Here is a 23,912-nt window from a genome sequence, read left to right as displayed (position 1 = left end):
TGACGCCAGCAGCGCTTCAGACTTTGGGCGATCTGTTGCGCGTGGGTTGGCGAAACGCCGGGGGGCGAGTGGCGACATACACATTGGCGCTGTCGCTGGCGATGGGGTCGTCACTGCGTACGATGCGCATCACGGTGGCCAATGGCGTCGAGGCGTCCGGGTCGTGCAGCACCTGATAGGCATGGTTGTCGATCGATGCATACAGTTTGCCGTCGAAGCGATGAAGTCCGTCGCTGTCGGGGTCTATGTGGTTGAAAGCGAGCGGTGTGCGAAACGGTGCCAGACGGCTATCGCTCAGGGGAAAGGTGATCGGTTCGAATTCGTCCAGCCTATGCCACCGCCCACTGTCTGGATCGCGCAGCAGAGCGGGGCCGGAAGGCTTCGATTCGCTGGACAGCCTGGCGCGGAACAGACCGCTGTCGGCATCCTTGGCGACCTGCACGATCCCGACGTCGACCACGTCGACATAGGGGCGCCCTCTGTAGATCCTGAAACCTTCGGCATTGGCCGCCGGCAAGCCAACAGGTGCCATGATCCGGTATTGCTCCAGCGGCAGATCGACAGGTCGCACCGTTTGGGCTGGTGACGGGGAAGGGTGGACCGTGACCGTGGGCGCCGGGCTGATTGCATTGAGGTCAGCGTCGCCTGTTGGTGTGAGAGGGCGCGCCGGCAGTCCATTCGTGTTGAAACTGTCAAAGCCCGGACGCGGTGTTGTATCGACGCGCGGCGTGGTCACGTCCGGTGCCGGTCGAATAGAGGTGTTGCCCGAGGCGGTGCTTTTGGGCGGTGACTTTATTGGCATTTCCTGCTTTCCTTGTAGTGGCCAGCAACTCTTGCAGAGCGGAGCTGCTGGCGTGTTCGGCGTCATTGCCTGATTGACTGTGTCAGCGGATCGCCGCTGTCGCCTCGCTCGCCAGAGCAAAAATCTTGCGTGCGGTCTTGCCATCGAAGGTCTGGCGCCAGATGGCAACGTGGGGCAGGCCGGCCTGTTCGTCGCGGCGCTGGGACTCGATGCCGCGCTTGCTCTGTTCGAGGGTTTTCAGGTGGCTGCCCCTGATGGTGAAATTTAGCGGCTCGCTGTTGTCTTTGTCGTAGTGAAAGTGCGCTTCCCATAACGGTGCGTTGTCGGCGCGATCGCGGATCGAATAGACGTCGAGAAACGACTTGTCCCGGCCTTTGCCCTGCTGTTTGCGATCAACGGTTTTGACGGCATTCAGCTCAGCGTGATCGATCAGATAATTCAGGCGCAGAATGTCCAGCACGTCCTTGTTCTTGTACATCCGCACGAGCACGCTTTGGCCATGTGCGGACAGTGTGTCTGCGGCCGTTTGCAAGCGCTCGGCCAAGCTCTGGATCTCGGCATCCTCGGCCGCGTTTTCGTGGTTTTGCAGGCGGCGTGCCTGCTCGTTGAGCGGGTCGATGGCTTTTTCCAGGTCTTCAATGATTTCCGTCGGATTGTCTTTCGCGGTTTCTTTGGCCCGTGCTGCGGCAATGTGCTTTTCCACGTCAGCCAATAAACGGTTGGCCCCGGCGATCAGTTCCGGTCGCGGAGTGCTGACGATGGGTGGACGAACGGGCAGCCATTCACCCTGCCTTTTCTCGTATCGTTCGACCGGGCCATTGGGCTGGAACGGGTTGGAAACCTTGACGATTACGCTGCCGTCTGCAGCAGTTTCCGTGTCGCCAACCATCACTCTGGAAGTGCCGTGCCGTCGGGTGCGGAACACTTTCCTCATCGACGGCGGTCGGGCTGACACGCTATCGCTAGGCTGGGGCGGAATGAAGTCGAAGTCGATGTTCTGATCCAGGCTGGGCAGTTCGGTATTGCGGTTGAACGAGGCAAAGATGTCTTTCAAACGGGTTTCGATGCCGGTCTCGAACTGATCGGTCAGCGCGAGGATCTCCCTGGCGTACTCGGCTGTGACGCTGCCTGCCGATACCTCTGCTTCAAAAAGGCCCCTGTCGCCTCTGATTTGATCGAGGGTCAGCATCAGCGACAATGGCTGCGCCGCTTCGGGAATGTTCTGCAGATCGCCGGTGATGAGGTCGATGGAGTAAAGCGAGCGCATGGTCACTTCTGGAGAGTAGTCAGGCGTGCCTGCGAACAAGTGGACGTACAGGTTCAACTTGTTGAAGTTGATGCGCTCGGCCGTGGCCACTTTATTACGGAGCTTGGCAAGTATGGGGGCCGCGCCTCGGTCTGCTTTCAGGATCTGCCCCATCACCACCTCCCGGTCTTCGAGAAGCTTCAGCTTTTTGTTCATAAGACTGATGACTTTTATACAGTTGTCGGCAGTCAGCGTGGTGAATACAGACTCGCCCCTCAGGTTCATGGCTTTCATCAACAGGTTCAGGTATTTCACCTGATCGAGGCGAAGGGCGTGCAGCTCTTCGGCGTAAACCCCGTTGGCTTTGAGGTGCATCAACCAGGATTTGTGGTCGAGTATTGCCTGCAAATTGTCAGCCTGTTTTTTGATGTGCCTGAGCAGGTGAACTTCAACGGCAATCAACGCCGCCGTCCGCCCTGCACTGCCGTTCGCCAGGGCATTAGCCTGACCCGCGAGCACGTCATACCGCGCAGCTGATTCGTTAAGCTCGTTTATCCTTGCGAGGAAGGGCTCATATCGTTGCAGCAGAATCGGGATGGCCTCATGGCGGCGCATGCCTCCCAGCAACCCGGTGGAAACAGCAACCCAGGTATTGCGGACGCTGAGTGCGATGGCCCGAGATTCTCCACTGCGGCTGGCGTGATAGATGTTTTCGCTGTCACTAGCCACAGGGTCTTTGGCGTTGACGATGCGCCATACCTTCTGCCCAGACGTAGAGGCATCCTTATCAAGCATGACCTGATAAGCATGATCGTGGATGAGTGCAAAGCGTTTGCCGTCGTGTCGAAACACGCCGTCGCTGTCAGGCTCGCTGGTGCTGAAGTCCAGATCCGTGCGAAACGCTTGCAGGCCAGAATCGGTTAGAGGGGCAGTAGTCACTTCGCCGTCATCGGCCAACCGCCAGCGCCCGCTATCGCCATCGCGCAGCAAGACAGGGCCTGAAGGTCTGGACTCGCTTGCCAGTCTGGCCCGGAACAGGCCCGTGTCCGGATCTCTGCCGATTTGTATGATGCCTGCGTCAGCCACCTCGACGTACTGGCGTCCTTTGTACATTCTGAAACCCTCGGCATTCGCCGCTGGCAAGCCAGCAGCGGTCATGACTCGGTAATGCTCCAGTGGTGGGTCGACGGGATGTGGGATTTCGGCCTGCGTGGGGGAAGGATGAACCGTGACCGTTGGCACCGGCGTAATCGCATCGAGGTCAGCGTCGTCCGTCGGCCGGAAGGGCCGAGTCGGTGGACCGATCTCGCTGAAGGTTTCAAAGCCCGGGCGCACGGTCGTATCGGCGCGTACAGTGCTCACGTCTGGCGAGGGCAGGGGGCGAACGAGTGTGCTGCTGGAGGTAGTGCCTTTGGCTGGCAACTTGATTGGCATTTCCTGCTTTCCTTGTAGTGGCCAGCAACTCTTGCAGAGCGGAGTTGCTGGCGTATTCGGCGTCATTGCCTGATTGACTGTGTCAGCGGACCGCCGCTGTCGCCTCGCTCGCCAGAGCAAAAATCTTGCGTGCGGTCTTGCCATCGAAAGTCTGGCGCCAGATGGCAACGTGGGGCAGACCGGCCTGTTCGTCGCGGCGCTGGGACTCGATGCCGCGCTTGCTCTGTTCGAGGGTTTTCAGATGGCTGCCCCTGATGGTGAAATTCAGCGGCTCGCTGTTTTCTTTGTCGTAGTGAAAGTGCGCTTCCCATAACGGCGCATTGTCGACGCGATCGCGGATCGAGTAGACGTCGAGAAACGACTTGTCCCGGCCTTTGCCCTGCTGTTTGCGATCAACGGTTTTGACGGCGTTCAGCTCAGCGTGATCGATCAGATAATTCAGGCGCAGAATGTCCAGCACGTCCTTGTTCTTGTACATCCGCACCAGCACGCTTTGGCCATGTGCGGACAATGTGTCTGCGGCCGTTTGCAAGCGTTCGGACCAAGCTCTGGATCTCGCTATCCTCGGCCGCGTTTTCGTGGTTTTGCAGGCGGCGTGCCTGCTCGTTGAGCGGTTCGATGGCTTTTTCCAGGTCTTCAATGATTTCCGTCGGATTGTCTTTCGCGGTTTCTTTGGCCCGTGCTGCGGCAATGTGCTTTTCAACATCAGCCAATAAGCGGTTGGCCTCGGCTATCAGTTCCGGTCGCGGAGTGCTGACGATGGGTGGACGAACGGGCAGCCATTCACCCTGCCTTTTCTCGTATCGTTCAGTCGGGCCATCCGGCTGGAGCGGGTTGGAAACCTTGATGATGACACTGCCGTCTGCGGCGGTTTCCGTCTCGCCGACGAGGATTCTTGAAGTACCGTGCCGGCGCGTGCTGAACACCTTTCTGGGCGTTGCCGGGCGTGTGGTTCCGCTATTGCCCGGTTGTACTGGAAGGAAGTCGAAGTCGATGTCCTGATCCCGGCTGGGCAGTTCGGTATTGCGGTCAAACGTAGCCAGGAGTTCGTTCAGTCGTGTCTCGATTCTGTTCTCGACGGTGTCAGTCAGCGCGAGGATTTCCCTGGCGTACTCGGCCTTGACGCTGTCCGTCGACAGCCATGCTTCAAAACGGCTTTTGTCGCGTCTGATTTGATCAAGCGTCAGCATCAACGCCAATGGCTGCGAGCCTTCGGGAATGTTGTGCAGATCGCCGTTGAACAGATTGATGGAGGGCAGCGAGTGCATGGTCGCGTTTGGCGTGTGATCAGGTGTGCCTGCGAACAAGTGGACGTACAAACTCAACTTGTTGAAGGTGACACGCTCGGCCGTGGGCACTTCCTGACTCAGTTCGACGAGATCGGGTTCCGCCCCCGGGGAGGCTTTTCTGATCTGCCCCATCAGCACTTCCCGGTCTTCGAGAATCTTCAGTTTTTTGTTCAGGTTAGCGATCATTTTTTTGCAGTTGTCGCTGTTCAGCGTTGCGAAGGTCGGTGCGAGCTTCAAGTCCATGACCGTCATGAGCCGATTCAGGTAACTCACTCGATCCATCCGGAAGGTGTGCAGCTCCTTTTTGAATTCCCCGCGGGCTTTTAACCGCACCAGCCAATCCTTGTTGTCGACGAGTGACTGGATAAAGTCCGCCTGCTTCTTGATGTGCTTGAGCAGATGGACCTCAACGGCGATCAGGGCTGCGGTCTGTGCTGAACTGTCCGTGGGCAAAGCACGCGCCTCGCGGTAAAGGCTGTTGTACCGCTCAGACGATTCGACGAGTTCCTTGTGGACCGCTGCGAAGGGTGCATAGTCGTGCAGCAGGGTCGCCAGGCTTGCTTGTGTCCCGGCTCCAGGCCTTTCCCCACGGCGCATGCCGCCCCGTAAACCTGAGGCGGCAAACGCCCAGGTGTCTTGCCCGTCGCGCGTGATGGCGTGCGATTCGCCGCTACGGCTGGCGTGATAGATATTTTCGCTGTCTGTCGCCACGGAGTCTTTGGCGTTGACGATGCGCCATACCTTCTGCACAGGCGTGGAGGCATCCGTATCGAGCATGACCTGATACGCATGGCCTTCGATCAGCGCGTAGCGTTTGCCATCATGTCGAAACACGCCGTCGCTGTCGGGTTCGCTGGTGCTGAAATCCAGATCCGAGCGAAAGGTTCGCAGGTCGGGATCGGTCAGCGGCACGCTGATAACGTGGTGATCCTCGGCGACACGCCAAAGTCCGCTGTCGGCGTCGCGCAGCAGCACCGGGCCGGAAGGCAATCGCTCGCTGGCCAGTCTGGCCCGATACCGGCCCGTGTCAGCGTCCACTGTGACGAGCACAATGCCACCATCGGCCATGTCGACATAGCGGCGACCCTTGTACGTTCTGAATCCGCTGGCGTCGATAGCAGGCAACGTGGCCGACGCAGCCATTCGGTAATGTTCGATCGGCTGCTGCACGGATATCTGGTTTTCAGCGTGAGGCGTTGCCGGTTGAATCTTGATGGCCGGGGCCGGGCTGATAGCGTCGAGGTCGTTATCCGGGGCGACGTTGCCCGATCGCGCTGGCTGTCCGTCCCGGCTTGTGCCGACGCTGATCGTGCTGTCGAGGTGCGGCGTCCGGGTCTCCGGTGTTTGATTCGGACGCGTATGGACGTCGACCGAAACGGTGCCTCTGACGGGCGTTTTAGTAGCCATGGTTATCATCCTTGAGTGGTTGTCCCCAGGCATTGGCTCAGGGACAGATGTCGTTGGGCTTCCTGCCTTCGGACAAGTTTGCTTGTTCAGTCACGCACGGTATGGGGCGTTCCTGTTTCAGGAGGCCAGTTCGAAGATTCTCTGTGCGGTCCTGCTGTCGATATCTTCACGCCAGATCTTCACGTGCGCCCGGCCGGCCTGCTCGTCCCTGCGTTGAGACGACGTACCGAGCCGGTTTTGCTGGCGAGTCTTGAGGTGGCCGCGCTTTACCTGAAAGTCCGCTAAAGGACTGTCCTTCTGTGTGTAGTGGAAGTGCGCGTACCACAGCACCGTACCGGCCTGACTGTCGTTCAGCGTGTAGACGTCGAGAAATTCCTTTTTGTTGCCCTTGCCCAGCGGTATCCGGCTCTGCGTGCGAGTGGCGCTCAAATGCCCGTGGCGGATCAGATACGCCACGCGGTCGTTGCTCAGGTAGTCGGGGTCTTTGTAGAGCCGCACACGAATGTTTTCACCTTCCTGGAGCAGGCGCTGACTGTCGTGGTGCAGGCTTTGTACCAGCGCGGAAATGTCACTGGCGGCGGGATTGGGCGCTTGTCCGATTTGCCGGGCGAGATCATCCAGTTCGTCGGCCCGGCCAGTCAGAAATTCGACGATACCGCTGGCATTGCGTTTGGCTTTCTCATCGCGCCACGCGGTATGCAAATGCGCTTCGGATTGTTCCAGGTGCTGCCGCGCCTGAGCAGTCAGCGTCGACAGGTTTCTTTCTTGCCTGGCCATCTGCCGACGCCATTCGCCTTCCCGGCGTTCGTAGGTTTGCAGGACCTCTGTCGGGTCATGCGGATTCATCACATCGATCAAGTCTTCACCCGCCGCCGTGCGACGTGGCCGTCCGACCCGGATCTTGTAGACCCCATGGTGCTTGCTGCGGAACATCTTCCTCGGTGCCGCTGCTTGCGGGCGCTGGCCCTGTGCCGGGATGAAATCGAAATCGATCGGTTGTTCGTGGGGTGGCAGCGCAGGGGTTGTGTCCTGCTCCTGATGGTAGCGACCCAGATGCTGTTCCAGCGTGTGCTCGAAATGTTCTATGGCTTCGATGATTTCACTGCGTGAGCTGGCATGTTGCGGGCCGGGGGGCAGCGGCAGATGTTCGTACGAGGCTTTGATGGCTGACGTCTGATCCAGCAAGTCACTGAGCACGGAAATACGCGCATGCTGAGGAATTTCCTTGAGCGCACGAAAAGCAAAGGTCACCTCACCGAAACAGAACGCAAGGTATCTGGCATTGGCATTGCTGATGTCGACAGGCGCATCCTCATCGACGAACAGGCGGCTTTTGGCGTAGATCCAGAAGGCAACGTTTTCGTGCAGATCGATCGGATCATAGACCGTGCCTTTCAAATCGTCGGGTGACAGGCGCCACTTGTTCAACAGTTCATCGGCGATATCCTGACGCTTCTTGAGGATCTCCAGTTTGTTCGACAAATGGGCTGCCACGGCCGCATGGTCAGCAACCGGGCCGCCGAAAATCGGCCCGTCCAGCAACTTTCGCGAATCGCTGGCGATCATCAGCTGGTTGTAGGTCAGCATGCGGCCCTTGTGCAGCACGATGATCTTTTCCCGGTAGGCGACACGTCCCATGATCGAGACGATGCGCTCCTTTTCATCGGTGTGCAGGTCGAGGGTTTTTTCCAGTATCGACAGTTCCCACCGATGATGTTCTTCGAGGCGCTGCAAATGGGCGCGCTCGGCTTCGCTGCCCTTCAACGCCTGCCAGCGGTAGTGCAGCTGTTCGCCCGTGGTCATGGCCTGGTTGAATTGCAGTTCCAGCGTCTGTAACTCGAACGTCAGGTCAGCCGCGCGCAAGGCATCTGCCGGATTCGCTCGTCGGCGCATGCCTGCCGTGCCGCCCACCAGCGTCCCCACCCAGCCGCGCTGCTCATCAAAGACAATCGGCTCCGATCTTCCCGCACGCGTACCGATGTAAACATTGGCAGGGTCGCTAGCCACGGGATCTTCAGGGCGAACGATGCGCATGACCGGCAATGCTGGCGAGGAGGCGTCAAGGTCATGCAGCGCCTGGTAACTCTGTTCGGCGATCACTGCGTAGAGTTTGCCGCCGTAGCGATACAGACGGTCCCGGTCGACCTGGACGCCGGTAAAGTCCAGATCGGTCGCGAAATCCTGCAGGCGTGTGTCGGACAAGGGGAAAGTGATGCTTTTGCCGTCCTCCAGCGGATGCCACAGCCCGCTTTCGCGATCGCGTATCAGCAGCGGCCCGGCAGGCGTCAGCTCGCTCGCCAGCCGTGCCCGGTAGAGACCGGATGGCGCATCAGTGACGACCTGCACAATGCCGCCATCCGGCACATCCACGTAACGACGGCCCTTGAAGGTTCTGACGCCGTGCCCATCGGGCGCCGGCAGGGAGGCGGGCGCATTGATCAGGTAATGTTCCAGCGAGGGTTCCCGGGCTGGGGGGCGGATGGGCGGATCCGGTGGCGATGGGCTGACCCTGATCGACGGTGCCGACCTGATCGCCTGCAGATCGGCGCCTGTCGTGAGGGTTTCCGGCATCCGTAGCGTGCCTGCCGACAGAGGAATCGTCGGGTGCGGCACGTGGCCGCCCCTCGGACTGCCGGGGCGTGGATGAACATCAACGGTGGTGGTGCCTCTGATGGGCGATTTCGGTGACATTTCTTCATCCTTGAAGGGTTGTCACATCAGCTGGCGCAGGTGCCGGGCTGATGAATGTTGGGTTGAATCGATGTTTTTCTGCCTGTGACGGGTCGACGGGCATGCGCAACACTGGCTGTAAGAGAAACCGACCATTGCCGTCGGAATTGGTCAAAATTTGTGCTATATTCCGCGCCCGCGATTTTTCACTTCAACACCGGTCGTCGACATGCAAGCAGCCAAGCCGTTATTTGACTATCCAAAATATTGGGCCGAATGTTTCGGGCCAGCGCCATTCCTGCCGATGAGCAGGGAGGAGATGGATCAGCTTGGCTGGGATTCCTGTGACATCATCATTGTTACCGGAGATGCCTACGTCGATCACCCGTCGTTCGGCATGGCGATCATTGGCCGGCTGCTGGAGTCGCAAGGCTTCCGCGTCGGGATCATTGCGCAGCCGAACTGGCAGTCCAAAGACGACTTCATGAAGCTCGGCGAGCCGAATCTGTTCTTCGGGGTTGCGGCGGGCAACATGGACTCGATGATCAACCGCTACACCGCGGACAAGAAAATCCGTTCCGACGACGCCTATACGCCAGGCGGCATGGCCGGCAAGCGTCCGGATCGCGCGAGCCTGGTTTACAGCCAGCGCTGCAAAGAAGCGTACAAGCATGTGCCGATCGTCCTTGGCGGCATCGAAGCCTCGCTGCGTCGCATCGCTCACTACGACTACTGGCAGGATCGCGTGCGTAACTCGATCCTGATCGACGCCAGCGCCGACATTCTGCTGTACGGCAACGCCGAGCGCGCGATCGTCGAAGTTGCCCAGCGTCTGTCCTACGGGCACAAGATCGAAGACATCACCGACGTGCGCGGCACCGCGTTCATTCGTCGTGATACGCCGAAAGACTGGTACGAAGTCGACTCGACGCGTATCGACCGTCCGGGCAAGGTCGACAAGATCATCAACCCGTACGTGAACACTCAGGACACCCAGGCCTGCGCCATCGAACAGGAAAAGGGTCCGGTCGAAGATCCGCAGGAAGCCAAGGTCGTACAGATCCTGGCCAGCCCGCGCATGACCCGTGACAAGACCGTAATTCGCCTGCCATCGGTTGAAAAGGTCCGTGGCGACGCCGTTCTGTATGCCCACGCCAACCGCGTGCTGCACCTCGAGACCAACCCGGGCAACGCCCGCGCACTGGTGCAGAAGCATGGCGAAGTCGATGTCTGGTTCAACCCGCCGCCGATTCCGATGACCACTGAAGAAATGGACTACGTGTTCGGCATGCCTTACGCACGTGTTCCGCACCCTGCGTATGGCAAGGAGAAGATCCCGGCCTACGACATGATCCGTTTCTCGGTGAACATCATGCGTGGCTGCTTCGGTGGCTGCACCTTCTGCTCGATCACCGAGCACGAAGGCCGGATCATCCAGAACCGTTCCGAAGAGTCGATCATTCGCGAAATCGAAGAGATCCGCGACAAGGTCCCGGGTTTCACCGGCGTCATTTCCGACCTCGGCGGCCCGACCGCGAACATGTACCGCATTGCCTGCAAAACGCCGGAAATCGAATCCGCGTGCCGCAAGCCGTCCTGCGTGTTCCCAGGCATCTGCCCGAACCTGAACACCGACCACTCGTCGCTGATTCAGCTGTACCGCAGCGCCCGTGCCTTGCCGGGTGTGAAGAAGATTCTGATTGCCTCTGGCCTGCGTTACGACCTCGCGGTTGAATCGCCGGAGTACGTCAAAGAGCTGGTCACTCACCACGTTGGTGGTTACCTGAAGATCGCCCCGGAACACACCGAGGAAGGTCCGCTCAACCAGATGATGAAACCGGGCATTGGCAGCTATGACAAGTTCAAGCGCATGTTCGAGAAGTACACCAAGGAAGCGGGCAAGGAGCAGTACCTGATTCCGTACTTCATCGCCGCCCACCCGGGCACCACCGACGAAGACATGATGAACCTCGCTCTGTGGCTCAAGGGCAATGGCTTCCGCGCTGACCAGGTGCAAGCGTTCTACCCGTCGCCGATGGCCACCGCCACCGCGATGTACCACTCGGGCAAGAACCCGCTGCGCAAAGTCACCTACAAAAGCGACGGCGTGACCATCGTCAAGAGCGAAGAGCAGCGTCGTCTGCACAAGGCATTCTTGCGGTATCACGACCCGAAAGGCTGGCCAATGCTGCGTGAAGCGCTGATCCGCATGGGCCGTGGCGACCTGATCGGTTCGGGCAAGGATCAACTGATCCCGACGCACCAGCCGGCTACCGACAGCTACCAGAGCGCCCGTCGCAAGAACTCGACGCCAGCCGGCAGCCATAAAGTCGCGAAGGAAGGCAAAGAGAAGACCACCAAGATCCTCACCCAGCACACCGGTCTGCCGCCGCGTGCCAGTGATGGTGGTAATCCTTGGGACAAGCGTGAGCAGGCCAAGGCGGCGGCGTTTGCCCGCAACCAGCAGGCGGCCAAGGAGCGCAAGGACGCCGCGAAAGGCAAAGGGCCGAAGCCGACACGCAAGCCGGTCGTGCCGCGCTAAACATCGCTTGAGCTGAACAGAACGCCAACCTTCGGGTTGGCGTTTTGCATTTCTGGGGATGGGTTTTTGTCGTCTGCAAGATCCATCCCCCCTCACCCCAGCCCTCTCCCCCAATGGGGGCGAGGGGGAAGGGAGCAGATCTCCATGCTTTTCAAAACTTGAGTTCGACTCGAGACTTTCAAGTCGGTGTATCTCCAACATCCAACGCGGTCGGTCCCCTCTCCCCCCGGGAGAGGGCTAGGGTGAGGGGCTCTTCGCAGCAGATCTCACTACTTTTCAAAAAATGGATTCGACTCAATACTTTCAAGTCGGTGTATCTCCAACATCCAACGCGGTCAGTCCCCTCTCCCTCCGGGAGAGGGCTAGGGTGAGGGCGCTCTTCGCAACATTTACGTGCAATCAGCCCAAACCATTTCCCCGCATCGCCCGATTTTGGTGCTGTACTGCCTTAAGCATTCCGGGAAAGCGCCCAAGCCTCTGCATGGCATAAGTCTTGCGCGCTTTCGAATACGCTTAGGCTCGCAGGAGGCACGCCGTGTCGATTCATGTCGCATTGCATCACGTCACGCATTACCGCTACGACCGCGCTGTCGAACTCGGCCCGCAGATCGTTCGCCTGCGCCCGGCCGCCCACAGCCGCACGCGGATTCTGTCGTATGCGCTGAAAGTCTCGCCCGAGCAGCATTTCATCAACTGGCAGCAGGATCCGCAGGGCAATTACCTCGCGCGGCTGGTGTTCCCCGAGAAAACCAATGAGTTGCGCATCGAAGTCGATCTGCTCGCCGAGATGGCGGTGTTCAATCCGTTCGACTTCTTCCTCGAGCCCTACGCCGAGAAAATCCCCTTCGCCTACGCCGCCGATGAGCGTAAGGAATTGGCGCCGTACCTCGAAACCCTGCCGCTGACCCCCAAATTCAAAGCCTATCTGGACGCCATCGACCGCACACCGCTGCCAGCGGTGGATTTTCTGGTGGCGCTCAACCAGCGCCTGAGCGAAGACATCGGTTACCTGATCCGCATGGAGCCGGGCGTGCAAACCCCGGAGCACACCCTCGAACATGCCTCCGGCTCCTGCCGGGATTCGGCGTGGCTGCTGGTGCAACTACTGCGCAACCTTGGATTGGCCGCGCGGTTTGTCTCCGGGTATCTGATTCAACTGACCGCCGATGTGAAAAGCCTCGACGGCCCATCCGGCACTGACGTCGATTTCACTGACCTGCACGCCTGGTGCGAGGTGTATTTGCCGGGCGCGGGCTGGATCGGCCTGGATGCGACTTCCGGGCTGTTTGCCGGTGAAGGGCATATCCCGTTGGCGTGTAGTCCAGATCCGTCCTCGGCGGCACCGATCAGTGGCTTGGTCGAACCTTGCGAATGTGTGTTCAGCCACGAAATGTCGGTGGAGCGGATCTGGGAGGCGCCGCGGGTCACCAAGCCCTACACCGATGAGCAATGGCAGGCGATTCAAACGCTGGGTCGGCAGATCGATGCCGACCTGCTGGCAGACGACGTGCGCCTGACTATGGGCGGCGAGCCGACGTTCGTTTCCATCGACGATCCGGACGGCGCCGAGTGGAACACCGCCGCGTTGGGTGACGATAAACGTCGACTGTCCGCCGAACTGTTCCAGCGCATGCGCAAACACTACGCACCGAAAGGCCTGGTGCATTTCGGTCAGGGCAAGTGGTATCCCGGCGAGCAATTGCCGCGCTGGTCGCTCAATTGCTACTGGCGCCGCGACGGCGTGCCGATCTGGCACAACGACGCTTTGATCGCCGACGAGCAACAGGATTACGGCGCCAATGGCGAATTGGCGGGGCGCTTCCTCGCCAGTGTCGCCGAACGCCTGAAATTGCCTACACGTTTTGTGTTCCCGGCCTACGAAGACAACTTCTATTACCTCTGGCGCGAGGGCACATTACCCAGCAACGTCAGCGCCGAAGATTCGCGTCTGGAGGAGCCGCTGGAGCGCGCACGCCTGCGCAAAGTCTTCAGTCAGGGCCTGAACAAGGTGATCGGCCAGGTGCTGCCGCTGGCGCGCACCGCCAAGGGCGATCAATGGCAGAGCGGGCGCTGGTACCTGCGTGATGAGCACTGCCGTCTGGTCCCGGGAGATTCGCCGCTGGGTTATCGCTTGCCGTTGGGTTCGCAGCCGTGGGTGAAAGCGGCCGAGTATCCGTTTATTCATCCACAGGATCCGAATCAGGATTTTCCCGAGTTGCCGCAAACTGCGCAGCTCAATAGTCCAGGCGAAGCGGCTACGCCCGACGAACGCGTGCCAAAAATCGACGAATCCGCCGACTGGCTGACACGCACCGCGTTTTGTGCCGAAGCCCGTGAGGGGCGTTTGTACCTGTTCATGCCGCCGCTGGAGCGGCTCGAGGATTATCTGGAACTGGTCGCGGCGATCGAAGCCACCGCCGAAGAACTGCATTGCCCGGTGCTGCTGGAAGGCTATGAGCCGCCGAGCGATCCGCGCCTGAGCAACTTCCGTATCACCCCTGATCCGGGCGTGATCGAAGTCAACGTGCAACCCTCGGCCACGTGGGACGAATTGGTCGAGCGCACCGAGTTTCTGTATGAAGAGGCGCGCCAGACCCGCCTGACCACCGAGAAATTCATGATCGATGGCCGTCACACCGGTACCGGCGGCGGCAATCACTTTGTGCTCGGGGGCGCGACGCCAGCAGATTCGCCGTTCCTGCGTCGCCCGGATCTGTTGCGCAGCCTGATCAGTTACTGGCACAACCATCCTTCGCTGTCCTACCTGTTTTCCGGTTTGTTCATTGGCCCGACGTCCCAAGCGCCACGGGTTGACGAGGCGCGCAATGACGCGCTGTACGAACTGGAAATCGCTTTCGCGCAGATGCCCGAGCCGGGCGAGGAATGTGCACCGTGGCTGGTTGATCGACTGCTGCGCAATTTGCTGATCGACGTCACCGGCAACACTCACCGTGCCGAGTTCTGCATCGACAAACTGTATTCGCCGGACGGCGCCACCGGGCGTCTCGGCTTGCTGGAGTTGCGCGCCTTTGAAATGCCGCCCCATGCGCGCATGAGCCTGGCTCAGCAGTTGTTACTGCGAGCACTGGTCGCACGTTTCTGGCGTGAGCCTTATGCGCCGGCGAAACTTGCGCGTTGGGGCACTGAACTGCACGACCGTTTCCTGCTGCCGCACTTTATCGAACAGGACTTCGCCGACGTCATCGTCGAACTCAACAACGCCGGTTATCCACTGCGCGCGGAATGGTTCGCCGCGCATCTGGAGTTTCGTTTTCCCAAGGTTGGCGATTACGCCGTTAACGGTATCGAGCTCGAATTGCGTCAGGCGCTGGAGCCATGGCATGTCCTGGGCGAGGAGGGCGCGACAGGTGGCACGGTGCGTTACGTCGACTCATCGCTGGAGCGCCTGCAGGTCAAGCTCAAAGGCTTGCCGCCGCAGCGTTATCTGCTGACCTGTAATGGCATCGCCGTGCCATTGCATCCGACCGGACGCGTAGGAGAGTTCGTCGCTGGGGTGCGTTATCGCGCGTGGCAACCGGCTAACTGCTTGCAACCGACCATCCCGGTGCACGCGCCGCTGGTGTTCGACCTGCTCGACACCTGGATGGGCCGGTCACTGGGCGGTTGCCAGTACCATGTTGCCCATCCGGGCGGGCGCAATTACGAGACATTGCCAGTCAACGCCAACGAAGCCGAAAGCCGGCGTATGGCGCGGTTCTTTCGCGTCGGACACACGCCGGGGAAACTTCCTATACCGAATGTAGAAATCAGTGACGAGCTACCGATGACAATCGATTTACGACGTTTCTAAGGCCTACGCGACACGCGGATTTTTCGTCTATCCGCGCGTCATCTGCCTGCGTTAGTCTGACCGTTCCTTGCTGTCTGCCGAGCTTTCCATGCCTGACCTGCTAGACCGCTACCCGCTCACGGCGGGCACTTATCACGAACTGCTCGACGGCAGTGGCGCGGTGCGCCCGCACTGGCGGCGGCTGTTCGACCAGTTGCAGCGCAGCACCCCGGCGCAACTGGTACAGCGTCAGGCATTGCTGGCGCGGCAGATTCAGGAAAACGGTGTCACGTATAACGTCTATGCCGATCCCAAAGGCGCGGATCGGCCTTGGGAGCTGGATCTGCTGCCGCATGTGATTGCTGCAGATGAGTGGCAGCAATTGTCGGCAGGCATCGCTCAGCGTGCGCGCCTGCTCAATGCTGTGCTGGCGGACTTGTACGGCCCGCAACGGCTGATCAGCGAAGGTTTGTTGCCGGCAGAGCTGGTCTTCGGTCACAACAATTTTCTCTGGCCGTGTCAGCATATCGCGCCGCCGGAAGAGATATTTCTGCACCTGTACGCCGTGGATCTGGCACGCACGCCGGACGGGCGCTGGTGGGTCACGGCGGATCGCACACAAGCGCCGTCGGGCGCCGGCTATGCCCTGGAAAACCGCACCATCGTGTCCCGTGCCTTTCCCGAGTTGTACCGTGATCTCAAGGTGCAGCATCTGGCGGGTTTCTTCCGCGCATTGCAGGAAACCCTCGCACGACAGGCGCCGAGTGACGATGACACGCCGCTGGTGGTGCTGCTCACACCGGGGCGCTTCAACGAAAGTTATTTCGAACATTTGTATCTGGCTCGCCAGTTGGGTTACCCGCTGGTCGAGGGCGGTGACCTGACGGTGCGCGATGCCACGGTCTACCTGAAAACCCTCAGTGGTCTGCGTCGGGTGCACGCGATCATGCGCCGGCTCGATGATGATTTCTGCGATCCGCTGGAGCTGCGCACGGACTCGGCGCTCGGTGTTCCCGGTCTGCTCGAAGCGGTGCGTCAGGGCCGCGTGCTGGTGGCCAATGCATTGGGCAGTGGCGTGCTGGAGTCGCCGGGATTGCTTGGGTTTCTGCCCAGGATCAATCAATACCTGTTTGGCGAAGAACTGATCCTGCCGTCGATCGCGACGTGGTGGTGCGGTGAGTCGCCGGTATTGGCGCAAGCACTGGAAAAACTGCCCGAACTGCTGATCAAACCGGCGTTCCCCTCGCAAAGCTTCGCGCCTGTGTTCGGCCGTGATCTGAGTGAAAAACAGCGCCAGGCGCTTGCCGAGCGCATGCAGGCGCGCCCGTATGCCTATGTGGCGCAAGAGTTGGCTCAATTGTCCCACGCGCCGATCTGGCAGGCGGAAAATGGACAACTGCAACCACGGGCGATCGGCATGCGTATGTACGCCGTGGCCAGTGGTGAGGGTTATCGCGTGCTTCCCGGTGGTTTGACCCGGGTGGCCGCCGAGGCGGATGCCGAAGTGGTATCGATGCAGCGCGGCGGGGCGAGCAAGGACACTTGGGTACTTGGCGATCGTCCACCCAGCGGCGAGCAATGGAAGAGCCAGCGTAATGTCGGCGTGCACGATCTGGTGCGGCGCGATCCGTATCTACCCTCGCGAGTGGTGGAGAACCTGTTCTGGTTCGGCCGTTACTGCGAACGCTGCGACGACAGTGCGCGGCTGCTGCGGATCATGCTCGCGCGGTATGTCGATGGCGATGACCCGCAAGCGCTACAGGCGGCGGTCGACCTCGGTGAGCGGCTGACGTTGCTGCCGGACGAAGGTGAACTCCCTGAGCGCCTGTTGGCAGCGCTGCTGGGTGAGGACTGGTCGTTCAGTCTGCGCTCCAACCTGCAGCGTTTGCAGTGGGCAGCCTCGCAGGTGCGTGGCAAGCTTTCGCGCGAGAACTGGCAGGCGCTGGTGGAGTTGCAGCGCGAAGCGATGGACCTGGACACCGACGAACCCGACTTCGGCGAGCTGCTGGATTTCCTCAACCGGCTGGTGATGTCGCTGGCGGCGCTGTCCGGGTTTGCCCTCGACGACATGACCCGCGACGAAGGCTGGCGGTTTCTGATGATTGGCCGGCGCATCGAGCGACTGCAATTTCTCAGCAGCAGTCTGGCGGCATTTCTGCGTGGTGCCGGCGCATTCGATCAGGCGGGCCTGGAGTGGTTGCTGGAGTTGGGCAACAGCAGCATCACCTATCGCTCACGTTATCTGGCCGTGGCGCAATTGATTCCGGTGCTCGACCTGTTGCTGCTGGACGAGCAGAACCCGCACGCGGTGTTGTTTCAGTTGAAGCTGGTGACCCGCACGTTAAAGCGCTTGAATGATGATTTCGGTGTCCCACGGGAAGCGGGATTGCCACAGTTGGTCGAGCGTCTTGCGCGTTTTGATCTGGGATGCCTGGAGAATCCATTGTTCGGGGAGGCCAGCGTACGAGCGGCGCTCAATGGTCTGGCGGATCTGCTGCAAGAGATTGCCGATGCCAGCGGTCAGGTCTCGGATCGTCTGGCCCTGCGCCATTTCGCCCATGTCGATGACGTCAGCCAACGCACGGTGTCTGTCTGATGAATGCTCGATACCAGATTTTCCACGACACCTGTTACCACTACGACAGCCCGGTTTCCCTCGCACAGCAACTGGCGCACTTGTGGCCGCGAAAATGCGAATGGCAGCGCTGCACCGATCAGCAATTGCTGATTAGTCCGGACCCGACAGCACGGCGCGATGAGCTGGATGTGTTTGGTAATCCGTTGACCCGATTGGCCTTTGAGCGGCCGCATGACGAATTGCAGGTCAATGCACAACTCACCGTTGAAGTGCTGGCGCGGCCGGCGCTGGACTTCAATCAGTCGCCCGCGTGGGAGCTGACCCGCGATGCGCTGAGTTACAGCAGTCAGCCGTTGTCCGCTGAGTTGCTCGAAGCCTGTCGCTACCGGTTCCAGTCACCGTACGTGCATCTGAAACGCAGTTTCGTCGAATTCTCGCAAAGTTGTTTTCCGGCGGGCAGGCCGTTGCTGCTGGGCGTGCAGGACTTGATGCAGAAGATCTTCAGCGAATTCACCTTCGATGCTGAGGCGACCCAGGTGGCGACACCGCTGGTGGAGGTGCTGGAGCGACGACGCGGGGTTTGTCAGGACTTCGCTCACTTGATGCTGGCATGCGTGCGCTCGCGAGGCTTGGCAGCGCGCTACATCAGTGGTTATTTGCTGACGCAGCCGCCGCCGGGGCAGCCACGCTTGATCGGCGCCGATGCGTCGCATGCCTGGGTGTCGGTGTTTTGTCCGGTGCTGGGCTGGGTGGATTTCGATCCGACCAACAATGTGCAGCCGGCGCTGGAGCACATCACGCTGGCGTGGGGGCGGGATTTTTCCGATGTGTCACCGTTGCGCGGGGTGATTCTCGGCGGCGGCAATCATGACCCGGAAGTGCGCGTCACCGTGATGCCGCTGGATTAACGACGATCAAAAAATGTGGGAGCGAGCCTGCTCGCGAAGGCGTCAGGTCAGTCAACTTATAGGTAGCTGGTACACCGCTTTCGCGAGCAGGCTCGCTCCCACAGGGAATTCGGGTGTATTGGGGAATGGAAGGCTGTGAGGGCCGGCAGTGAAACCGCCAGCCCCGTCACAAATCCGCAGGGTCTGATTCGATCATCAAACCCGGTGGGGTTCAGGCGTCGGGCGCCTGATCTTTCGGTGTTTCAGTTGCATCAACATCATCTTCCGGTGCCACTTCACCCTCAGGGTTCAGTGCTGCTTCTTCAGCGGTTTGTTTCTTGCGCTGAAGCTTTTCCTCTTTCTTCTGTTCCTTTGCCAGGTCTCGTTGACGTTTGGCGAAGGAGTAATTGGGTTTGGCCATGGGCGTTCCTCTTGGTCGAAGGTGAGGTTGAGCGGCGCGTATTCTGCCCTGTATCGGTGCCCGGTGGTTAGCCGGGTTTTTGCTCGACCCATTTGGGCGTGACGGTCGGCTTCCAGTTATCCAGGGCATCGAGCAGTGCTTGCGGCGATTCGCTCACTTGCAGCATGTCACGGTGTGGCGCGCGAACGAAGCCTTCGCCGACGATATGGTCAAGAAAAGCAGTGAGTTTGCTGTAGAAACCGTTTACTTCCAGCAGGCCCAAAGGTTTGCCGTGGTAGCCAAGCTGGCCCCAGGTCCATACTTCGAACAATTCTTCCAGTGTACCGAGGCCGCCGGGCAGGGCGATAAACGCATCGCTCAGTTCAGCCATGCGCGCCTTGCGCGCGTGCATGCCATCGACCACTTCCAGGCGTGTCAGGCTTTTGTGGCCGATTTCCTTGTCCATCAGGCTTTGCGGGATGATGCCGATCACTTCGCCGCCGGCAGCCAGTGCCGCATCGGCAACGATGCCCATCAAACCCACGGCGCCACCGCCGTAGACCAGGGTCAGTTTACGTTCGGCCAAGGCCCGGCCAAGGGCAATGGCGGCTTCGGTGTAAGCCGGATCAGTGCCCGCATTGGCACCGCAAAATACACATACGGATTTCAGAGACATGCCTTCCTCCTGGGTCAATCCGTCACAGGGTAATGGCTGGCACGCCGTGATCCAAGGCCTAAACTTCGCGTTCAGGCGATTCAAAGGTGCCGCTGGCGCCACAGGCGTAGGCGGCGAGCAAACTGCACAACAGACCGTTAAAGAACATGACAGGCACTCCGTCTCAGTAGATGCGCCGATCATAGGGCCGGTCGGGGAATCTGGCCGTTAGATTGTGTCGATGAGTGTCATAGCCTGAAAGTTGTATACAATTTTTGACTCAAGTCATAGGAACTTGCGAAGATTTCAGGCAGTCTTTCCACCATTCGTGTTTTTGTTAACCCTGCCTTGGAGATTCACCATGTTTTCCAAAGTTGTTGCGGTATCCCTGCTGGCGTTGGCCAGCAGCCAATTGATGGCTGCTGAGTGCAAAACCACCGTTGACTCCACCGATCAGATGTCCTTCAACACCAAGGAAATCGTGATCGACAAGAGCTGCAAGACTTTCACCGTCGAACTGACCCACTCGGGCAACCTGCCGAAGAACGTCATGGGCCATAACCTGGTGATCAGCAAAGAAGCTGACATGCAGCCAATCGCCACCGCTGGCCTGGCCGCCGGTATCGACAAGAACTACCTGCCGGAAGGTGACGCGCGCATCATCGCTCACACCAAGATCATCGGCGCCAAGGAAACCGACTCGCTGACCTTTGACGTAGCGAAGATTGCTGACGGTGGCTACGGCTTCTTCTGCTCGTTCCCTGGGCACATCTCGATGATGAAAGGCACGATTACTGTTAAGTAAGCCGTTCAACCGCGTCATCGTTCTTCGCGAGCAGGCTCGCTCCCACAGGTCTTAGTTGTGCACAAATGCTGGGTCCGACAGCGAACCATGTGGGAGCGAGCCTGCTCGCGAAGGGGCCATCCGCATCAATGAAAGCAATGGCCAAAGAAAAGCCCGCTGAGGATCACTCCTCAGCGGGCTTTTTCATTCCATCAGCGCTTACGGCGCAAACGGCATCACACGTTTGTGATGGGTCTTGTTGTAAGTCGCAACGATGATGTCGAACGCTTCCTGACGCACCGGCTCGCCGTGCAGGAACGCGTCAATCTCGGCGTACGTCACACCATGGGACGCTTCGTCGGGTTTGCCCGGCGACAAATCCTCAAGGTCCGCCGTTGGCACCTTCTCGACCAGTGACTCCGGCGCACCAAAGCTGCGCGCAATCGCGCGAACCTGGTTTTTCACCAGACCGCTGAGCGGCGCCAGATCGCAGGCGCCGTCACCGAACTTGGTGAAGAAACCCATCACCGCTTCCGCCGCATGATCGGTGCCGATCACCAGACCATGCGCCGCGCCGGCGATGGTGTATTGGGCGACCATGCGCATGCGTGCCTTGGTATTGCCGAGCACAAAGTCCACCGACACCGCATGCTTGCCTTCAAACGCTGCCACTTCACTGGCCAGCGACTTCACTGCCGGGCCAATGTTGACCGTGTGGCGCTCGTCTGGAGCAATGAAGTCCACCGAGGCCTGGGCATCGTGTTCATCGAACTGGGTTTCGTACGGCAGGCGCACGGCGATGAATTTGTAGCTATTGTCGCCGGTCTGGTCGCGCAGCTCACGCATCGCGCGCTGGGCCAGCAGGCCGGCGGTCAGCGAGTCGACGCCGCCGCTGATGCCCAGCACCAGCGTCTTGAGCCCGGAATTGACCAGGCAATTCTGAATAAAGGTAATGCGCCGGGCGACTTCGGCCTGCAGAGCCTGGTAGTCGGCGAACGGCGGTTGCACCTTGAGCTGCTCAGCAATCTCACGCTGTACGGCTTGCATGAATTCACTCCTTGCTAGATAGACTGGAATCGGCAGGAACCTGGAAAACGTGTCGCAAATAGGCAACAAAATTGGGGTCTTTGCAGTGGGACTTGCCTGGCTCGTCGGAGATCTTCGCCACCGGTTGGCCGTTGCAGGCAGTCATTTTAAGCACGATGCTCATCGGTTCGACACCCGGAATGTCACAGGTGAGGTTGGTGCCGATGCCGAAGCTGACGTTGATCCGACCGTGCAGCGCGCGGAAGATCTCCAGCGACTTGGGCAGGGTCAGGCTGTCGGAGAACACCAGGGTCTTGCTCATCGGGTCGATGCCGAGCCTGTGATAGTGCGCAATGCATTTTTCGCCCCACACCACAGGATCACCGGAGTCGTGGCGCAGACCGTCGAAAAGCTTGGCGAAAAACAGGTCGAAATCGCCGAGGAACGCATCGGTGGTGATGCAATCGGTGAGCGCGATGCCCAGCAGACCACGGTACTCGCGAACCCAGCAATCGAGTGCGGCGATCTGGCTGTCGATCAGCCGTGGACCGAGTTGCTGGTGGGCCATGATCCATTCGTGGGCCATGGTGCCCAGCGGTTTCATGTCCAGTTCGCGGGACAGGTGCACGTTGCTGGTGCCGACAAAACGTCCGGGGAAATCGTGTTTGAGCACGTTCACCACTTCAGCTTGCACGCCGTACGAAAAGCGTCGACGGGTGCCGAAATCGGCGACTTGCAGTTGCGACAACTCATCGGCCGAAGCGTTGGCGGTCAGCCAGTCGAACTTGCGATAGAGCTGCTCGCGCGCCTGTTCCAGTGCGGTTTCACGGTAGCGATAGCGGTTACGCACTTCGCTGACGATCGCCAGCAATGGCACTTCATAGAGAATCACATGCAGCCACGGCCCGCGCAGACGGATGAACAACTCGCCGTTTTCGATACCAGTGTGCACATAGCGCAGGTTGAAGCGGAACAGTCCGAGGAAACGCAGGAAGTCCGGTTTGAGGAAGCTGATCCGCTCAAGGAAACTCAGTTGGTCGGCGCTCAGGCTCAGCTCGGCCAGACGCTCGATCTGATAACGGATCTCGGCCAGATACGGGCGCAGATCCTCGCTGTTACGGCAACGAAACTCCCATTCGACTTCGACGTTGGGGTAGTTGTGCAGCACCGCCTGCATCATCGTCAATTTGTAGAAGTCGGTGTCGAGCAGGTTCTGCACGATGCGATCGGCAAACACGCTCTCGCTCATAACGGGGTCTCCAGGTGCGCCGCGCCTGTGCGCGGACTCAATCAATGGCGCTAGTGGCGCATATCAGGGACGAAGATTGCCAGCAGTTTTTTAAATCACCGCAGAACCCTGGTGGGAGCGAGCCTGCTCGCGAAGGCGTCATTTCGGTCAACATTGATACTGAATATGCCGGTCTCTTCGCGAGCAGGCTCGCTCCCACATTTTTCAATCGAGTCAAATTTCCGGGCTGTCGATCTGTTCGAGCATCCACTTCACAAAATCCCGCACCTTGGGCACTTCCGCCGCATGCTCCGGGTACGCCAGGTAATAGGCATCAGTGCTGGGCATGGCATGCTCAAACGGAATGACCAGTTTGCCGTCAGCCAATTCCTCTTCCACTAGAAAACGCGGTAACAACGCCACACCACAGCCAACCTGCGCGGCGCGAATGCACATATAAAAGGTTTCGAAGCGCGGCCCATGGTAGCTGTGTTCGGTCTGGTAACCCTGACTGTCGAACCAGTCGTGCCAGGCTTGCGGGCGCGAGGCATTTTGCAGCAGGACCAGATCGGTGAGTTGTGTCGGGTCAGTAAATGGTGTGTCCGGCAGGCTGCCCGGCGCGCAGACCGGCACAAGTTCTTCGCCGAACAGTTTCAGGCATTCAGTCCCTGGCCGTGAGCCCTGACCGAAATAGAACGCCAGGTCGCTGCGCCCTTGCAGCAGATCATCTGCTTCCTGTTCATTGCACAGATCCAGGTGAATCGACGGATGGCGCAGACGCCAGCCTTTCAGGCGCGGCACCAGCCAGCGTGCGCCGAATGTCGATGGCGTAGACACGCGCAGGACTTCTGTTTCGCCGCCGTAGGAGCGCAGGTAATGCGTCGACATTTCCACTTGGGTGAGGATTTTTCGTACTTCAACCAAGTACAAATCCCCGGCCGGGGTCATCTGCAAACGCCGACGCACGCGGCGGAACAACAGGTGCTGCAGCAGCTCTTCAAGCTGTGCGACCTGTTTGCTCACCGCACTCTGGGTCAGGTTCAGTTCCTCGGCGGCGCGGGTGAAACTCAAGTGCCGGGTCACGGCCTCGAAACACTGCAGGGCGGTGATCGACGGCAAGTGGCGTTTGTTCAGCATGGCTGATCCTTTTCTTGTCTTTCTATGCCGAGCATGA

Annotated in this window: 15 protein-coding genes; 5 read left to right on the top strand and 10 right to left on the bottom strand. The window is 59.7% G+C overall.

The annotated features are described in order from the left end of the window. Nucleotides 1-16: 16 nt before the first annotated feature. From ACOYXE_RS19765 to ACOYXE_RS19745, 5 genes are all read right to left on the bottom strand, one after another. Nucleotides 17-571: a hypothetical protein gene (locus tag ACOYXE_RS19765; protein ID WP_160055368.1), complete on the bottom strand. Its 555-nt coding sequence runs from the start codon at nucleotides 569-571 to the stop codon at nucleotides 17-19. A 313-nt stretch (nucleotides 572-884) separates the two neighbouring features. After that, entirely contained in the window at nucleotides 885-3,482 is a 2,598-nt protein-coding gene (locus ACOYXE_RS19760; RefSeq protein WP_238785203.1) for a hypothetical protein, read from the bottom strand. 82 nt (nucleotides 3,483-3,564) lie between these two features. Then, a complete protein-coding gene (locus ACOYXE_RS19755) occupies nucleotides 3,565-3,960 on the bottom strand; it encodes a hypothetical protein (RefSeq protein ID WP_460926482.1) in 396 nt (131 codons plus the stop codon). Then, nucleotides 3,899-6,178: a hypothetical protein gene (locus tag ACOYXE_RS19750; RefSeq protein WP_460926481.1), complete on the bottom strand. Its 2,280-nt coding sequence runs from the start codon at nucleotides 6,176-6,178 to the stop codon at nucleotides 3,899-3,901. The genes ACOYXE_RS19755 and ACOYXE_RS19750 overlap by 62 nt, the downstream gene beginning before the upstream one ends. A gap of 117 nt (nucleotides 6,179-6,295) precedes the next feature. After that, nucleotides 6,296-8,869 carry a hypothetical protein gene (locus ACOYXE_RS19745; protein WP_460926480.1) on the bottom strand — a complete coding sequence of 858 codons (2,574 nt, stop codon included), beginning with the start codon at nucleotides 8,867-8,869 and terminating at the stop codon, nucleotides 6,296-6,298. Between the two features lie 208 nt (nucleotides 8,870-9,077). Between ACOYXE_RS19745 and ACOYXE_RS19740 the strand changes: the two genes are divergently transcribed. The 4 genes from ACOYXE_RS19740 (at nucleotide 9,078) to ACOYXE_RS19725 (ending at nucleotide 18,666) form a co-directional block, all read left to right on the top strand. Continuing rightward, on the top strand, nucleotides 9,078-11,390 hold the full coding sequence (locus ACOYXE_RS19740) for a YgiQ family radical SAM protein (RefSeq protein WP_007915855.1): 2,313 nt from the start codon (nucleotides 9,078-9,080) through the stop codon (nucleotides 11,388-11,390). A gap of 535 nt (nucleotides 11,391-11,925) precedes the next feature. Further along, entirely contained in the window at nucleotides 11,926-15,201 is a 3,276-nt protein-coding gene (locus ACOYXE_RS19735; protein WP_460926479.1) for a transglutaminase family protein, read from the top strand. An 88-nt stretch (nucleotides 15,202-15,289) separates the two neighbouring features. Further along, nucleotides 15,290-17,776 carry a circularly permuted type 2 ATP-grasp protein gene (locus ACOYXE_RS19730; RefSeq protein ID WP_460926478.1) on the top strand — a complete coding sequence of 829 codons (2,487 nt, stop codon included), beginning with the start codon at nucleotides 15,290-15,292 and terminating at the stop codon, nucleotides 17,774-17,776. Next, nucleotides 17,776-18,666, top strand: a complete 891-nt coding sequence (locus tag ACOYXE_RS19725; RefSeq protein WP_460926476.1) for a transglutaminase family protein — start codon at nucleotides 17,776-17,778, stop codon at nucleotides 18,664-18,666. Before ACOYXE_RS19730 ends, ACOYXE_RS19725 begins: the two co-directional genes overlap by 1 nt. A gap of 211 nt (nucleotides 18,667-18,877) precedes the next feature. Here the strand turns inward: ACOYXE_RS19725 and ACOYXE_RS19720 are convergent, their stop codons facing one another. Both ACOYXE_RS19720 and ACOYXE_RS19715 read right to left on the bottom strand, forming a co-directional pair. Beyond that, nucleotides 18,878-19,066: a hypothetical protein gene (locus ACOYXE_RS19720; protein ID WP_077570658.1), complete on the bottom strand. Its 189-nt coding sequence runs from the start codon at nucleotides 19,064-19,066 to the stop codon at nucleotides 18,878-18,880. Between the two features lie 67 nt (nucleotides 19,067-19,133). Next, entirely contained in the window at nucleotides 19,134-19,721 is a 588-nt protein-coding gene (locus tag ACOYXE_RS19715) for an LOG family protein (RefSeq protein ID WP_160055379.1), read from the bottom strand. Between the two features lie 340 nt (nucleotides 19,722-20,061). On the opposite strand from ACOYXE_RS19715, the gene azu reads away from it, so the two are divergent. Beyond that, a complete protein-coding gene (gene azu, locus ACOYXE_RS19710; protein ID WP_095138131.1) occupies nucleotides 20,062-20,505 on the top strand; it encodes an azurin in 444 nt (147 codons plus the stop codon). A 198-nt stretch (nucleotides 20,506-20,703) separates the two neighbouring features. On the opposite strand, the gene nadE is transcribed toward azu, so the two are convergent. The 3 genes from nadE to ACOYXE_RS19695 all read right to left on the bottom strand — a co-directional run bounded on the left by nadE (nucleotide 20,704) and on the right by ACOYXE_RS19695 (nucleotide 23,875). Further along, the gene (gene nadE, locus ACOYXE_RS19705; protein ID WP_460926475.1) at nucleotides 20,704-21,531 is read right to left on the bottom strand and encodes an ammonia-dependent NAD(+) synthetase; all 828 of its coding nucleotides are present in this window, start codon (nucleotides 21,529-21,531) and stop codon (nucleotides 20,704-20,706) included. A gap of 4 nt (nucleotides 21,532-21,535) precedes the next feature. Then, complete coding sequence (gene pncB / locus ACOYXE_RS19700) at nucleotides 21,536-22,759, bottom strand: nicotinate phosphoribosyltransferase (RefSeq protein WP_160055381.1); 1,224 nt, start codon at nucleotides 22,757-22,759, stop codon at nucleotides 21,536-21,538. 213 nt (nucleotides 22,760-22,972) lie between these two features. After that, on the bottom strand, nucleotides 22,973-23,875 hold the full coding sequence (locus ACOYXE_RS19695) for a LysR family transcriptional regulator (protein ID WP_127925629.1): 903 nt from the start codon (nucleotides 23,873-23,875) through the stop codon (nucleotides 22,973-22,975). Nucleotides 23,876-23,912: the final 37 nt, after the last annotated feature.

The sequence above is a fragment of the Pseudomonas sp. MC6 genome (genome assembly GCF_054790575.1).
Note: the sequence above shows the minus strand (reverse complement) of the source record. Positions and strands in the feature narration are given on the sequence as shown.